Source organism: Afipia sp. P52-10, from assembly GCF_000516555.1.
GTDB lineage: Bacteria > Pseudomonadota > Alphaproteobacteria > Rhizobiales > Xanthobacteraceae > P52-10.
Genome location: NZ_AZSJ01000007.1, coordinates 287,550 through 302,189 on the forward strand (window position 1 = coordinate 287,550; position 14,640 = coordinate 302,189).

Genomic DNA, 14,640 nt, shown 5'->3' on the forward strand with positions numbered 1-14,640 from the left:
CCGGAAAGCGCTCGGGCGAGGACACCTCGCCGCGCTGAGGTCGTGTCCCGGGAGGTCGGGTGGGTGGTAAGGTCCGGTGGATCGGGTCATGAGCAGCGCATTCGGAACCAGCCTGGCGACAAGGCCGTCTGGACCGCCATGGGAAGGAAGCTCATCATGTCATCCCAGCGTCACGGTCGATGGCGATGCTCCGCCGCGCTTTGATTCCCGTACGAATGGGCCGTGCGACCAGTTGGGTGATGGGTGATGGACTCGCCAGAAGTTGTTGTTCTTGAAGATGAAAAGAGGCCAGAGGCGCACCAGTCGGTGACCGGAGCCGGGGCCGAGCGGTTCATCAACCGGGAACTCTCCTGGCTGCACTTCAACCGCCGCGTCCTCGAGGAGTCCGTCAACACGCTGCATCCAGCGCTGGAACGGCTCCGCTTCCTGTCGATTTCTGCCAATAACCTTGACGAGTTCTTCATGGTCCGCGTCGCCGGCCTGAAGGCGCAGGTGCGCGAGGGCATCGTCGAGAAGAGCCCGGACGGGCTGTCTCCGGCCGAGCAGCTCGCCCGCATCAACGAAGCCGTGTCGGCGCTCGCCACCGATCAGCAGGCGATCTGGCGCGATTTGCGGACGATCCTGGCCGATGCCGGGATTGCCCTGATCGAGGGTCGCGAGGTCACCAAGCAGGAGCGGACCTGGATCGAAGACCACTTCCTGCACAACATTTTTCCGCTGCTGACGCCGCTGGCGATCGACCCGGCGCACCCATTCCCGTTCATTCCGAGCCTCGGCTTCTCGATCGCGCTGCAGCTCTCGCGCGTGTCCGACGGCAAGGCGATGAACGCGTTGATCCGCATGCCCGGCAAGATCGACCGTTTCATCCGCCTGCCTTCGGCCAAGGACGAGGCGATGCGGCTGATGACCTTGGAGCAGGCCACCAGCCTGTTCATCGGGCGGCTGTTCCCCGGCTACATGGTGAAGGGGCAGGGCGCGTTCCGTATCATCCGCGACTCCGAGATCGAAATCGAGGAAGAGGCGGAAGACCTGGTCCGCACCTTCGAGACCGCGCTGAAGCGCCGCCGCCGTGGATCGGTGATCCGCCTCGAGATCGAGGCGGCGATGCCTGAGGAGCTGCGCGCATTCGTGCAACGTGAACTCGCGGTCGCCGATGACGAGATGTTCCTGGTTGATGGCGTGCTGGCGATGAACGAACTGTCGCAGCTCACGCGGCTCGACCGGCCGGACCTGGAGTTCGCACCCTACGTGCCGCGCCATCCCGAGCGCGTGCGCGATCATGGCGGCGACATCTTCGCGGCGATCCGGCAAAAGGATCTGGTCGTGCACCATCCTTACGAGTCGTTCGACGTGGTGGTGCAGTTCCTGCAGCAGGCGTCGCGCGATCCGGACGTGGTGGCAATCAAGCAAACGCTGTATCGCACCTCGTCCAACTCGCCGATCGTCAAAGCGCTGGTGGAAGCGGCCGAGGCCGGCAAGTCGGTCACCGCGCTGATCGAGCTGAAGGCGCGCTTCGACGAGGAGGCGAACATCCGCTGGGCACGCGACATGGAGCGCGCGGGCGTGCAGGTCGTCTACGGCTTCATCGAACTGAAGACGCACGCGAAGCTATCGCTGGTGGTGCGCCGCGAAGGCGGCAGCCTCACGACCTACGTGCACGTCGGCACGGGCAACTATCATCCGGTCACCGCGCGCATCTATACCGACCTGTCATACTTCACCTCCGACAGCGTGATCGGCCGCGATGTGGCGCGCGTGTTCAACTTCATCACCGGCTACGCCGAACCGATCGATATCGAGCGGATGGCGGTGTCGCCGCTGACGCTGCGCCGGAGCATCCTTGGCCACATCCACGGCGAGGCCGCCTATGCCAAGCAGGGCAAGCCTGCGGCGATCTGGATGAAGATGAATTCGCTGGTCGATCCGGAGATCATTGATGCGCTCTATGAGGCATCCAATGCCGGCGTCTCGATCGATCTTGTCGTGCGCGGAATCTGCTGCCTGCGGCCCGGCGTCCCTGGCCTGTCGGAAAACATCCGCGTGAAGTCGATCATCGGCCGGTTCCTGGAACATGGCCGAATCTACTGCTTTGGCATGGGATATGGGCTGCCGTCACCGAAAGCGGCTGTGTATATCTCGTCGGCGGACATGATGCCGCGCAATCTCGACCGCCGCGTCGAGGTGCTCTGTCCGTTGCAGAATCCGACGGTGCATCAACAGGTTCTGGACCAGATCATGGTCGCGAATCTGAAGGACAACGAGCAGAGCTGGCAGTTGTTGCCGGATGGGTCGTCAACGCGTATGAAGGCCGCGAGGGGCGAGGAGCCCTTCAACCTGCACAAATACTTCATGACGAATCCAAGTCTGTCGGGCCGTGGCAAGTCGCTCAAAGAATCCTCACCGCGCAGACTCACGCGCCGTTCGGACCGCCAGCAATCCTCTTCATAACCACAAGCTCGTGCAGCTTCGTCACGCGCGCCTGACCCACGCATCGCGGACGTCTGGGCCTGCGGTCGCGGTCATCGACATCGGTTCGAACTCGGTGCGTCTCGTCGTCTACGAGGCGCTGACGCGCAGCCTGACTCCGTTCTTCAACGAGAAGATCCTCTGCGGTCTTGGTCGTGAGGTGTATTCGAGCGGACTGTTGGCAGCGGACGCCGTCGAGCGAGCGCTTGGCGCCTTGCGCCGCTTCCGCGCGCTCTGCCGCGTCATGCATGTGGGGCGGACCTATGTGATCGCCACTGCCGCCTGTCGCGATGCCAAGAACGGACCCGAGTTCATCGCCCGCGCCGAAAAGATCGCCGGCACCAGGATCGAAATCCTCTCCGGCGCGCAGGAAGCCAAGCAGTCCGCGCTCGGCGTGGTGTCGGGCGTCTACAAGCCGGACGGCATCGTCGGCGATCTTGGCGGTGGTTCGCTCGAACTGGTGGACATCTTGGGCCGCCGCGTCAGCCGTGGCGTGTCGCTGCCGCTCGGCGGCCTCGCGCTGCAGGACATGTCGCGCAAGTCGATCAAGCGCGCCGAGAAGATCGTCAAAGACGCGCTCTCCGGGCTCGACGAACTGAAGGCCGGGCGCGGCCGTATCTTCTATGCGGTGGGCGGAACCTGGCGTGCGCTGGCGCGGCTGCACATCTCGCAGACCAATTATCCGCTGCGCGTGATGCATGGCTATTCCATCCCGGCCGACGAGGCGCTGGCGTTCGTGCGACGGGTGAAGCGGATGACGCCCGGGCGCACGCTGCCGGATATTGAAGCAGTTGCCGATGCGCGGCGGCCGCTGCTCGCTTACGCAGCGCTGGTGCTGGAACACATCATTCGCGTCGCCAAGCCGAAGACGGTGATGATCTCCACTTACGGCGTGCGCGAAGGTCTCTTGTTCTCGAAGCTCTCCGCCGCCGAGCAGGCAAGGGACGGGCTGCTTGCGGCCGCGAGCGATCTCAACGTGCTGCGCTCGCGTTCACCGCGTCATGCCGAGGAGCTGTTCGACTGGACCAGTCGCTTCATCAGGGCGGCCGAGATCGTCGAGACGCCGGAAGAGCGGCGGTTGCGCCACGTCGCCTGCCTCGTCGCCGACATCGGCTGGCGCGCACATCCCGATTATCGCGGCGAGCAGACGCTGAATCTGCTGGCGAACGGCAATTTCGGCTCGATCGATCACGAGGGCCGAGCCTTCATCGGGCTGACCGTCTACTATCGCTATGCCGGCCTTGGCGAGGCGCATGACGAGCTGTCGCCGCGCGTCGCCGAACTGGTCTCCGAAGGCATGCTGGGTTGGGCCCAGGTGCTCGGTTCGGCGATCCGCGTCGCGCACCTGATCTCGGCGGCGCAGACCGGCGTGCTCGGCGCAACCCATTTCAAACTGCGCGGTCGCAAGATGACGCTATCGTTCGAACCGCGCGTTGCCGCGCTTGCTGGCGACCGCATCGCCAACCGCTTCAAGCAGGTGACCCGGCTGATCGGTCTGAGCTCTGCGATCGAACGAAGCTGAAAGCATCAATGACTGTCATGCCCGCGCATGCGAGCATCCAGGATGCCATGTGCTCTCAGCAACGAGCGTCTCGGAGGGCTGGGTCCCAGCTTTCGTTAGGACGACGCCGAGAATTTTGAAGCGGTTCGCTAATTGCGTTCGACGCGCACCACGCGGCCCTTGTCGATCGCGAGGGCCAGCTGGCCGTGCTTGAGCGCGAGCGCCGCTTCGCCGAACAGCTCGCGGCGCCAGCCGTGCAGGGCAGGCACATCCGCCTTGTCGCTGGCGGCGATCTGCTCGAGATCGTCGATGGTGGCGATCACCTTGGCGGCGACGTGATGCCGTTCGGAGGTCATCCGCAGCAGCACCTTCAAGAGTTCGACGATCGCCGAACCCGCCGCGTTGCTGCGCGGCTTCTCCAGCTTCGGCAACGTCTGCGGATCGCGGCCAAGGCCGCGTTCCACCGCGGCGACGATGTCGGCGCCCCACTTGGAGCGCTCGAAACCCTTCGGGATCGAGCGCAGATGCGCGAGCTTCTCCAGCGAGGTCGGTGCATGAGTAGCGATGTCGCCGATGGCGTCGTCCTTGAGCACGCGGCTGCGCGGCACGTCGCGGCTTTGCGCCTCGCGCTCGCGCCAGGCGGCGACCTCCATCAGCACGCCGAGCTCCTTCGGCTTGCGCACGCGCGTCTTCAGCCGCTCCCAGGCGCGTGTCGGGTCGTTGTCGTAGGTGCGGGGTGAAGTGAGCACTTCCATCTCCTCCGATACCCAGTCACTGCGGCCGCGCTTCTTTAAGTCCGCATCCAGCGCCTTGAACACGTCGCGCAGGTGGGTGACGTCGGCCTCCGCGTAGACGATCTGCTCCTTGGTCAGCGGCCGGCGCGACCAGTCGGTGAAGCGGTGGGACTTGTCGGGGCGATGGCCGGTGATCTTCTCCACCAGCGCGTCGTAGGCGATACTGTCGCCGTAGCCGAGCACCATGGCCGCGACCTGGGTGTCGAAGATCGGGTGCGGCAGCATGCCGGCCCGGTGCCAGATGATTTCGATGTCCTGGCGGGCGGCGTGGAACACCTTCAGCACCCGCTCGTTGCCCATCAGGTCGAAGAACGGCTTCAGATCGATTCCTTCGGCCAGGGCGTCCACGACGACGGCTTCCTCGGCGCTGGCCATCTGGATGACACAGAGCAGGGGATAGTAGGTCGTCTCCCGCAGAAACTCGGTATCGACGGTGATGACGGGGTGTTTGGCGAGGCGTTCGCAGGCGGCTGCGAGGGCCTCGGTGGTCGCAATCAAATCCATGGGCTGCTGAATAACGCAGCTGAACGGCCTTGTCGCCCCGCTTTTAGGCGGCAACAGCGTTGATTTTAAGGGGCTTTCCACCGGAATCGGCGGCCAGGGAGGCGCCGAAGGCTGCGCCTCTCGGTTGCCGTACCGCGCCACCTCGGCTAAACCCGCTGCGCGCCGCGCCATTTGCGGATTCTCGCTCATTTTCCTTAGGGTTGTCATGCATCGCTACCGGTCCCACACCTGCGGCGCGCTTCGCGCCAGCCACATCGACGAGATCGTCCGCCTGTCCGGCTGGGTCCATCGCGTCCGGGATCACGGTGGCCTGCTGTTCATCGACCTGCGCGATCATTACGGGCTGACCCAGTGCGTGGCCGACCCCGATTCGCCCGCCTTCAAGGCGGCCGAGACGCTGCGTGCGGAATGGGTGGTGCGGATCGACGGCAAGGTCCGCCGCCGCCCGGAGGGCACCGACAACGCTGAACTGCCGACCGGCGAGGTCGAGGTGTTCATCAACGAGATCGAGGTGCTCGGCCCCGCCGCCGAGCTGCCGCTGCCGGTGTTCGGCGATCTCGATTATCCCGAGGACGTGCGGCTGAAGTACCGCTTCCTCGACCTGCGTCGCGAGCGGCTGCACAAGAACATCATGACGCGCGGGCAGATCATCGATTCGATGCGCCGCCGGATGAAGGAGGGCGGCTTCTTCGAATTCCAGACGCCGATCCTGACTGCATCGTCGCCCGAAGGCGCGCGCGACTTCCTGGTGCCGAGCCGCATCCATCCGGGCAAGTTCTATGCGCTGCCGCAGGCGCCGCAGCAGTACAAGCAGCTCCTGATGATGTCGGGCTTCGACCGCTACTTCCAGATTGCGCCGTGTTTCCGCGACGAGGATCCGCGCGCCGACCGTCTGCCCGGCGAGTTCTATCAGCTCGATGTCGAAATGAGCTTCGTCGAGCAGGAGGACGTGTTCTCGACCATGGAGCCCGTCGTCACCGGCGTCTTCAACGAGTTTGCCAACGGCAAGCCGGTGACGACGCCCTGGCCGCGCATTCCGTTCGCCGAGGCGATCCAGAAATACGGCTCCGACAAGCCCGACCTGCGCAATCCACTGGTGATGCAGGATGTCTCCGGGCACTTCCGCGGCTCCGGTTTCAAGGTGTTCGCGCGCATGCTGGAAGACCCGAAGAACCAGGTCTGGGCGATTCCGGGGCCGGGCGGCGGGTCGCGCGCCTTCTGCGACCGGATGAACTCGTGGGCGCAGGGCGAAGGCCAGCCGGGCCTCGGCTACATCATGTGGCGTGAGGGCGGCGAGGGCGCAGGTCCGCTCGCCAACAACATCGGGCCTGAGCGCACCGCAGCGATCCGCGGTCAGCTCGGCCTGAAGGAGGGCGACGCCGCGTTCTTCGTCGCCGGTGATCCGGCGAAGTTCTGGAAGTTCGCAGGGCTCGCGCGCACCAAGGTCGGCGAGGAATTGAACCTCGTCGACAAGGAGCGTTTTGCGCTCGCCTGGATCGTCGATTTCCCGATGTACGAGTATGACGAGACCGAGAAGAAGATCGACTTCTCGCATAACCCGTTTTCGATGCCGCAGGGCGGGTTGGACGCGCTGACGACGCAGGACCCGCTGACCATCAAGGCCTTCCAGTACGACATCGTCTGCAACGGCTACGAGATTGCATCGGGCGGCATCCGCAACCATCGCCCCGAGGCGATGGTGAAGGCGTTCGAGATCGCGGGCTACGGCGAGAAGGACGTGATCGAGCGGTTTGGTGGCATGTATCGTGCTTTCCAGTACGGCGCACCGCCGCATGGTGGCATGGCCGCCGGAATTGACCGGATCGTCATGTTGCTCTGCGGCACGACCAACCTGCGCGAAATCTCACTCTTCCCGATGAACCAGCGCGCGGAAGACCTGCTGATGGGCGCACCGTCGGAGGCGACCACGAAGCAGCTCCGGGAGCTTCACATCCGGCTCAATTTGCCGCAGAACTAAGCTTGCGGAGCGGCACTATGCCAGGCTGCGCTGCAACGCAGTCTGGTGCAGGTAAGAAGACTGATTGGGGCGGCGCACACCCGCAAAGGCGCCAGAGGGAATGCATGTCGTCATCGGGTTCTGAAGACCTCAACGCTGCGGCACTGGCGTATCATCGGCTGCCGAAGCCCGGAAAGCTCGAAATCAAGGCCACCAAACCGCTCGGCAACCAGCGTGACCTGGCGCTGGCCTACTCGCCGGGCGTTGCCGCCGCCTGCGAGGCGATCGCCGCCGATCCGCAGGAGGCCGCGTCACTGACGAGCCGCGCCAACCTGGTCGCCGTGGTGTCGAACGGCACCGCCGTCCTCGGCCTCGGCAATATCGGCCCGCTGGCGTCGAAGCCGGTGATGGAGGGCAAGGCGGTGCTGTTCAAGAAGTTCGCCGGCATCGATGTGTTCGACATCGAGATCAAGGCGGACACGATCGACAGCGTGGTGCAGACGGTGGCGGCGCTGGAGCCGACCTTCGGCGGCATCAACCTCGAAGACATCAAGGCGCCCGAGTGCTTCGACATCGAAGCCCAGCTCAAGGAGCGCATGAAGATCCCGGTGTTCCACGATGACCAGCACGGCACCGCCATCATCGTCGCGGCCGCTGTCGAGAACGCGATGCTGCTGACCGGCAAGAAGATCGAGAACGTCAAGATCGCCGCGGTCGGCGCGGGCGCTGCCTCGCTCGCCTGTCTCAACCTGCTCGTCTCGATGGGCGCGCAGAAGAAGAATATCTTCGTCTCCGACAAGGACGGCGTGATCCACGAAGGCCGCAACACGCGGATGGACCGCTGGAAGGCCGCCTACGCGCAGAAGACCGATGCGCGGACGCTGGCCGACATCATCGTCGGCGCGGATATCTTCATCGGCTTGTCGGGGCCGAACGTGCTGACCCAGGAGATGGTCGCCAAGATGGCCGAGCAGCCGCTGGTGATGGCGCTCGCCAATCCGACGCCGGAGATCATGCCGGACGAGGTGCGCGCCGTGCGCCCCGACGCGATGATCTGCACCGGCCGGTCCGACTTCCCGAACCAGGTCAACAACGTCCTCTGCTTCCCGTTCATGTTCCGCGGCGCGCTCGACTGCGGCGCCACCGCGATCAACGAGGAGATGAAGCGCGCGGCCGCCTCGGCGATCGCAGCGCTGGCGCGCGAGGCGCCCTCCGATGTGGTGGCGCGCGCCTATGAAGGCGAGGTGCTGGGCTTCGGTCCGGGCTCGCTGATCCCGTCGCCGTTCGATCCGCGGCTGATCCTGCGCATCTCGCCGGCGGTCGCGAAGGCGGCCATGGACTCCGGTGTCGCCTCGCGGCCGATCCAGGACTTCGACGCTTACAAGGAAACGCTGGAGCGCTTCGCCTTCCGCTCCGGCTTCGTGATGAAGCCCGTGTTCACCAAGGCGCGGACGCAGCCGGTGCGGGTGATCTATGCTGAGGGTGAGGACGAACGTATTCTGCGGGCGACCCAGGCGGTGCTGGAGGAGAAGCTCGCCAAGCCGATCCTGGTCGGCCGCCCGTCGGTGGTGGAGGCGCGGCTGAAGCGATTTGGTCTGTCGATCCGCGCCGGTCACGACTTCGACCTGGTCAATCCGGACGACGATCCGCGCTATCGTTCCTACGTGCAGGACTATATCGATGCGGCCGGCCGCTCGGGTATCACACCGGAGGCGGCGCGGACGCTGGTGCGCACCAACAACACCGTGATCGCGGCGCTCGCGGTGCGGCGCGGCGAGGCGGACGCGATGATCTGCGGCGTTGAGGGGCGCTTCCTCAGCCACCTGCGGCGCATCCGCGAGATCATCGGCCTGACGCCGGGCATGCAGGATTTCGCCGCGCTCGCGCTGGTGATCACCTCGAATGGGGCGTTCTTCATCAGCGATACCCATGTCCGTCCCGATCCGTCGGCGGAGGAGCTTGCGGAAATCGCTGCCCTCGCGGCGCGGCATGTGGAGCGCTTCGGCCTGAAGCCAAAAATCGCGTTCCTGTCGCACTCGAACTTCGGCAGCTACGACACGGCTTCAGCGCGCAAGATGCGGCGGGCCACCGAACTGCTGCACGCGGCGCATCCTGAACTGGAGGCGGACGGCGAGATGCATGGCGATTCCGCGCTGACGCCGCTGGCGCGCCAGCGGGTGCTGCCCCACACCTGCCTGGAAGGCGCCGCCAACATCCTGGTGATGCCGAACCTCGATGCCGCCAACATCGCCTATCAGATGACCAAGGCGCTGACCGACGCGTTGCCGGTCGGGCCGATCCTGATCGGTCCGGCGCGTCCGGCGCATATCCTGACGCCATCTGTGACCGCACGCGGCGTGCTCAACATGACCGCGGTTGCGGCGGTTGAGGCCCAGGCGCAGGCTGCACGCGGGCAGCCGACGCTGTTCGCCTGACCAAAGCATTTTCGAGCGCAAGCCTGTCCCGGACTTGATCCGGGATGGATACCCGTTCGCGTGGAGAAGACGCGTCAAAGAAAGAGCCAGAGCCTCCGGTTCTGATTCCATCAGGACAGGAAACTGCCTTGGAAGACTTCTGCTTCAGAACGCAGACGGGCAAGGGGGACGCTCGCCTGCGTTCTGTTTTCACAGCGTTTTGCGCCGATACAGTTTCGCCATCCGAATCGGCAACGGATCGCGATGAGTGGCGAGGATCGCCACCGTTCGATGCGTTTTCCGGATGGGACCGTCTCCACGGCGCGCAAAGAGCTGCAATTGCGGCGAAAGCCGGATCGGCACATCTGACGCGGATGCGTACCGATGGTGGTTTGAAAAACTCGCCTGCCGGGGCATACTCCGTCTCGGGTGGTGATGAAGGAGATGCTGAGATGCGTTATCTGGGAGCTACCTTGCTGCTCGCTTCGGCCATGGCGCTGCCGGTGCAGGACGCCAAGGCGCAAGACCCGCTGGCCACCATTGTCGGTGGCGCCATCGGAGCGGGTGTCGGCGCTGCGGCCACCGGTGGACGTGCGGCCGGCGCGATCGTCGGCGGCGTGATCGGCGCGGGCACAGCCGCCGCGCTCACCTTCGAGCCGCGCCGCGATGGCTATTACTGGTACGATCGCCGCTGCTGGTACCGTTATCCGAGTGGCGAGTATCGCCTGGTCTCACGCCGCTTCTGCGGCTGATCGGCGCGGGCGAGGCGTCCGCCAGCGCTGGCAACAACAAGGGCCGTCATGATCGTCTATGACGGCCTTTCCATGTTGGACGTCCTGTGAGGTTTCATGGAGAGACTACGCGATGTCCTGCGGAGGGGTATTTCACTTAGGATGCCGTGTACCAACAAGTAGTAAGCGATGTGGCGTTGGGGCCGCACAGGCGAGCGGCCTGATATCTGCAAACGCGGCGTTTGTTGGTGTTCAGATCGGATAGAGTTCGCACGGCGACGCCGAATCGACCTGCGGAATGATTTTTTGAGGGGGACCGACGATGGTGATGACGATTGGCCGTGTGCTGTTCGCGCTGCTGTTCATACTCTCCGGTTTGTCAAAGTTCTTCGATCTCGGATCGACCGCGCAGCTGATCGAGGCCAAGCTCGGGATGCCCGAGATGCTTGCGAATTATGCGACGCAGATCGAAAACGCCACCGGTCTGACACTGTTTCGAGTGCTGGCGATCCTTGCGGCGAGCGTTGAAGTGATCTGCGGCGTGATGATCGCTTGCAATCTCGCGACGCGGTTCTTCGCCGCGATCCTGTTGGTGTTCGTAGTGGTGGTGACGTTCTACGTGCACGACTTCTGGAATCAGAGCGGCGGCAGCGAGCGGCTGAACGACATCGTGCAGGTGCTCAAGAACATGGCGATCGTCGGCGCGCTGCTGATGATCATCGGCTATCGGCCGCCGGTGCTGTCTCACAACGTCGAAACGAGCTATCACGACGGGCCGGCGTTGTAGTCAAGACGGCGCGGCCTCTGCAAGAGGTTCCGGCAGAGGTCTGCGGGCGGTGCGATCGTCTCTACGCCAGCGGTTTGCGCACCCAGTGCACGACGTTGACGTCATGAGCCGCGTCCAGCACGCGCGTTTCCGTAGGTACGAGTCCGTGCTGGCTGAGAATATCGTCCGGATGCCGTGCCGGAATGCCGTGGAAGACCGGCACGCCGCCGGGCAGCGCCAGATGTGGCGCCTGCGACAAATAGAAATCGACGTAGCGATCCAAGAACATATCGAAGATATCGGTGCCGCCGATGATGGCGACGCGGCCCGCGGTGATGCCGAGCACTGCACCTGCGTCCTCGATCGGCGCGCGCGCGGGATTCCATAACACGGCCTTTGGATTGGCGTGATCGATGATCGGCCGATCGACCTGACGGGTGGCGATGACGCGCTTGCGGTTGTACGAGTTGGGTTGATCCTCGAATGAATTGCGGCCATGGACGATGAGATCGACCGTATCGAGCGCCTTGTCGAAGAAGCGCTGGTCGCCGTCGAATTTCAGAGTTTCCGGCATCACGCCGGTCGCATCCGCAAGCATGCCGTCGCGGGAGACGATGGCATATCCTTCAAATGTCAAATCAGGCACGTCGCGCTGAACCCTTCTGCAATGGGATGTGATGGAGCACGGGATCGCTTCGAGGCGGTTGCAGTGTCAGCCGAGTTGCCGTGCGATCGCCGTGATGACGCGGGTGTCGGTCGGCGTTACGCGCTCGGCAAACACCTCGGCGATATGGCCGTCGCGGCCGACCAGGTATTTGTGGAAGTTCCAGCGCGGCAGGTCCTTCGGCCGCTCCAGCGCCGCCCACTTATAGAACGGATGGGCGTCCGCGCCGCGAACCTCGACCTTCGCCGTCATCGGAAACGTGACGCCATATTGACGATGCGCAGTCTCGGATATCTCGGTGGCGCCTCCCGGCTCCTGGCTGCCGAAGTCGTTCGAGGGCACGCCGATGACCACGAGGCCGCGCTCGCGGAACATGGTCCACAGCTCCTGCAGGCCGGCATATTGCGGGGTGAAGCCGCAAAGCGACGCCGTGTTGACGACGAGCAGCGGTTGTCCCGTATAGGCGGCAAGCGCGATCGGCTCACCCGTCAGCGCAGGAAACGAAAATCCATAGGCTGTACGTTCGCTCATCGCGGTCTGTCCGAGCGCGGGCGAAGCCGCGCTTGCGAGCGCCATGGCGAGCAGGTGCCTGCGGTCGAGGCTCATGGCTTTTCCAAATCGTATCGTCTGTTGCGATGGACAGTGTCCATCCAAACGGCTCGATTTGCAAACAGCGATTGCCGTACGAACCGGTGCGCCGGTCGGTGGCGCCGGAACAGGTCAGTTCAGCGGCACGATGAAGTCGGTGCCGCGGCCGGTTTCCCAGCCAAGTCCGTGATCGGAAATCAGGATCGACCCGCCGGGCCCGATGATCGTTGCGATCTTCTCCATGGCGTCGGCAGGAATGGCGATGCGGTCGAGCGCTTCGGCCGGATTCAGCGCCGGCGCGACGGCGGTCTCGGTCGTTGCCGCAGCAGCCTTGCCCTGTCGGGTGCGTGGCGTATCGACAGCCTTGCGGCCGACCTGCGGCAGCGACACCACCGACCAGTGCAGTGCCGACGCGTCGTCCTTGTCGCCGCGGGCGGTAAAGACATGGGTGCCGAGTGGGCGATCGATATCGGTGATCTCGACTGGAATATCGAACACCGGCTCATAGCCCTGACGGACGTAGAGTTTCTTCTCCTTGCGGCTGATGAAGACGGCAACATGGCTCAGCCCGCCGCGCCGCTTCACGATGATGGGCTTCACGGCGTCCGGTACTGCCGGTGCTGCGGTCTCGGCAGACTTGGCGCCGTCGGCCGGTTTTGCTGGTGCGGCTGCTGTTGCAGGCTTCGCGATCTCCGGAATGCGGGCGATATCAGCGGGCTTGGCAATGTCGTCGACGGGCTGAACGAGCGCGGGCGGAGCCGGTTTTACGTCGGCCGGTGCCGTAGCGACAGGCGAGGTCGTCGCAACCGCCGATGCATCGTTCGTGGCTTGCTCAGCGACCTTGTTGCCTTCCGTCAAAGCGGGTTGCTGCACCGTCGCGGCGCTCTCCTGCCTTTCAGCCTCGGCGTTTTTAATCGCAGCCGGCGCTGCTGCAGCGGTCTCCGCATTCGTTTCGCTCACGGGTGCTGCCTGCGTGGGCGCTTCGGTTTTCGCCGTTTCGGCAGACGTCTTCTGGTCTGTCGGAGCATCCGCCGTCGGTGCCTGGGCCGGTGTTTCGGCCTGGGCCTTGGTCTCTGCCTTGTTCGGCGCCTCGCGGCTTGTCACCTCAAGCATCGCCGCATTGGCGTCCGACAGCGTTTTCGTCTTGCCGGCGATCGCTTCGCTGGCGTCAGCAGTGCGCCGCTGCGTTATGGGACCATCCGCCGCGGCCGCCGTGTTGCCAGTCGTGGGCTGTGCGGAGAGGGCCGGCTGCGTGATCATTTTGGTGATCAGCTTCGGGTGCGTGAAATCGGTCGGAGCGACTTCGCCCGGCGCGACGATCACGCGCGTACCCATCCGCGTCCAGGTCCACAGCCGCGCGGCAAATCCGTTCGGCATGCGGATGCAGCCGTGCGAGGCTGCGTAGCCCGGCAGTGCGCCGGTATGGAACGCTACCCCGGACCAGGTGATGCGCTGCATGTACGGCATCGGCGCATCGTAGAGGTTGGAGACGTGGTCGCGGTTCTTCTGGATGATGCTGAAGACGCCGGTCGGCGTCGGATGCGTACGCGTTCCGGTGGAGACGTGCGCTTCCGCGAACAGGCCGTTGCTGTCGTACACCTTCATCCGCTGACGCTCGAGTGAGACGGTGATGATCAGCGGCCCTTGCGGCTTTGGTGCCCGCTTGGCCGCAACCTCAGCCGGGTCGTCCTTGCGCTTCGCCTTCGCCGCCTTGGCGCGTTTCGGCTTTGCCGCCGGTCGCGGCGCCAGTCTCGGTGCGGGGCGCGCTTCGTAACTCTCGGTGGGATCCCAGTCCCAGGACGACTGGGCCTGGGCCGTCACCGGGATCGCGAACAGCGAGACCGCAGCCATCGTGGCGATGCGCGCGGCCCATCTCGTCACGGATGGTGTGGTCGTTTGCGGGATATCTGTGCTGGCGAAATCGCGCTGGTTACGGTTGCTGACGAGACGAAGTCCGTTCACGCCCCAGGTCCTTCTTGCCGGTCCGGGCGACCTTGCGAATCCAGCGCCCGGTTCCATGGAATCTTAGTCGATAAGTAGCGTCCAGATGTAAAAGGTTCATGAGCACCGCCAAGGATTTAGATCGAATGTGCTGAAATGGTCACATTTGCTGCGAATATGCTCAAAAGCCTTTTCGCCCCTGCGCAGGAGACGGTCCGACTTTGAACAGAGCGGGCGGCTTCCTACATAGGCGTGCGCCAACCCCGCCGGACGACGCCGAGCGATCCGGCCATTCGGAGCCATCGATGACCGCG

The 14,640-nt window shown here is 64.5% G+C and carries 10 protein-coding genes; 6 read left to right on the plus strand and 4 right to left on the minus strand.

The annotated features are described in order from the left end of the window. Nucleotides 1–246: 246 nt before the first annotated feature. Both X566_RS18580 and ppx read left to right on the plus strand, forming a co-directional pair. Nucleotides 247–2,448, plus strand: coding sequence for an RNA degradosome polyphosphate kinase (locus X566_RS18580; RefSeq protein ID WP_034470384.1), 2,202 nt, complete (start codon nt 247–249; stop codon nt 2,446–2,448). Between the two features lie 10 nt (nt 2,449–2,458). After that, nucleotides 2,459–3,988: an exopolyphosphatase gene (gene ppx / locus X566_RS18585; protein WP_244434835.1), complete on the plus strand. Its 1,530-nt coding sequence runs from the start codon at nt 2,459–2,461 to the stop codon at nt 3,986–3,988. Between the two features lie 128 nt (nt 3,989–4,116). On the opposite strand, the gene rnd is transcribed toward ppx, so the two are convergent. Continuing rightward, on the minus strand, nt 4,117–5,265 hold the full coding sequence (gene rnd / locus X566_RS18590) for a ribonuclease D (RefSeq protein ID WP_034470387.1): 1,149 nt from the start codon (nt 5,263–5,265) through the stop codon (nt 4,117–4,119). 205 nt (nt 5,266–5,470) lie between these two features. Between rnd and aspS the strand changes: the two genes are divergently transcribed. The 4 genes from aspS to X566_RS18610 all read left to right on the plus strand — a co-directional run bounded on the left by aspS (nt 5,471) and on the right by X566_RS18610 (nt 11,154). Continuing rightward, nucleotides 5,471–7,243, plus strand: a complete 1,773-nt coding sequence (aspS, locus tag X566_RS18595; protein WP_034470389.1) for an aspartate--tRNA ligase — start codon at nt 5,471–5,473, stop codon at nt 7,241–7,243. A gap of 104 nt (nt 7,244–7,347) precedes the next feature. Next, entirely contained in the window at nt 7,348–9,657 is a 2,310-nt protein-coding gene (locus tag X566_RS18600; protein ID WP_034470391.1) for an NADP-dependent malic enzyme, read from the plus strand. 431 nt (nt 9,658–10,088) lie between these two features. Next, nucleotides 10,089–10,388 carry a hypothetical protein gene (locus X566_RS18605; protein WP_051444338.1) on the plus strand — a complete coding sequence of 100 codons (300 nt, stop codon included), beginning with the start codon at nt 10,089–10,091 and terminating at the stop codon, nt 10,386–10,388. Between the two features lie 301 nt (nt 10,389–10,689). Then, nucleotides 10,690–11,154 (plus strand): DoxX family protein, encoded by a 465-nt coding sequence (locus X566_RS18610; RefSeq protein WP_034470393.1) that lies wholly within the window; start codon nt 10,690–10,692, stop codon nt 11,152–11,154. A gap of 61 nt (nt 11,155–11,215) precedes the next feature. Here X566_RS18610 and X566_RS18615 read toward each other — a convergent pair whose 3' ends face one another. The 3 genes from X566_RS18615 to X566_RS18625 form a co-directional block, all read right to left on the minus strand. Continuing rightward, complete coding sequence (locus X566_RS18615) at nt 11,216–11,770, minus strand: dihydrofolate reductase (RefSeq protein ID WP_244434868.1); 555 nt, start codon at nt 11,768–11,770, stop codon at nt 11,216–11,218. 75 nt (nt 11,771–11,845) lie between these two features. Next, nucleotides 11,846–12,403, minus strand: coding sequence for a glutathione peroxidase (locus X566_RS18620; protein WP_034470399.1), 558 nt, complete (start codon nt 12,401–12,403; stop codon nt 11,846–11,848). Between the two features lie 114 nt (nt 12,404–12,517). Next, the gene (locus X566_RS18625) at nt 12,518–14,347 is read right to left on the minus strand and encodes a L,D-transpeptidase (RefSeq protein ID WP_051444339.1); all 1,830 of its coding nucleotides are present in this window, start codon (nt 14,345–14,347) and stop codon (nt 12,518–12,520) included. Nucleotides 14,348–14,640: the final 293 nt, after the last annotated feature.

Coding starts and splice junctions, on each gene's coding strand:
- X566_RS18580 (WP_034470384.1), top strand. CDS start 247: ATGGACTCGCCAGAAGTTGTTGTTCTTGAAGATGAAAAGAGGCCAGAG.
- X566_RS18610 (WP_034470393.1), top strand. CDS start 10,690: ATGGTGATGACGATTGGCCGTGTGCTGTTCGCGCTGCTGTTCATACTC.
- X566_RS18620 (WP_034470399.1), bottom strand. CDS start 12,403: ATGAGCCTCGACCGCAGGCACCTGCTCGCCATGGCGCTCGCAAGCGCG.
- rnd (WP_034470387.1), bottom strand. CDS start 5,265: ATGGATTTGATTGCGACCACCGAGGCCCTCGCAGCCGCCTGCGAACGC.
- X566_RS18605 (WP_051444338.1), top strand. CDS start 10,089: ATGCGTTATCTGGGAGCTACCTTGCTGCTCGCTTCGGCCATGGCGCTG.
- aspS (WP_034470389.1), top strand. CDS start 5,471: ATGCATCGCTACCGGTCCCACACCTGCGGCGCGCTTCGCGCCAGCCAC.
- X566_RS18600 (WP_034470391.1), top strand. CDS start 7,348: ATGTCGTCATCGGGTTCTGAAGACCTCAACGCTGCGGCACTGGCGTAT.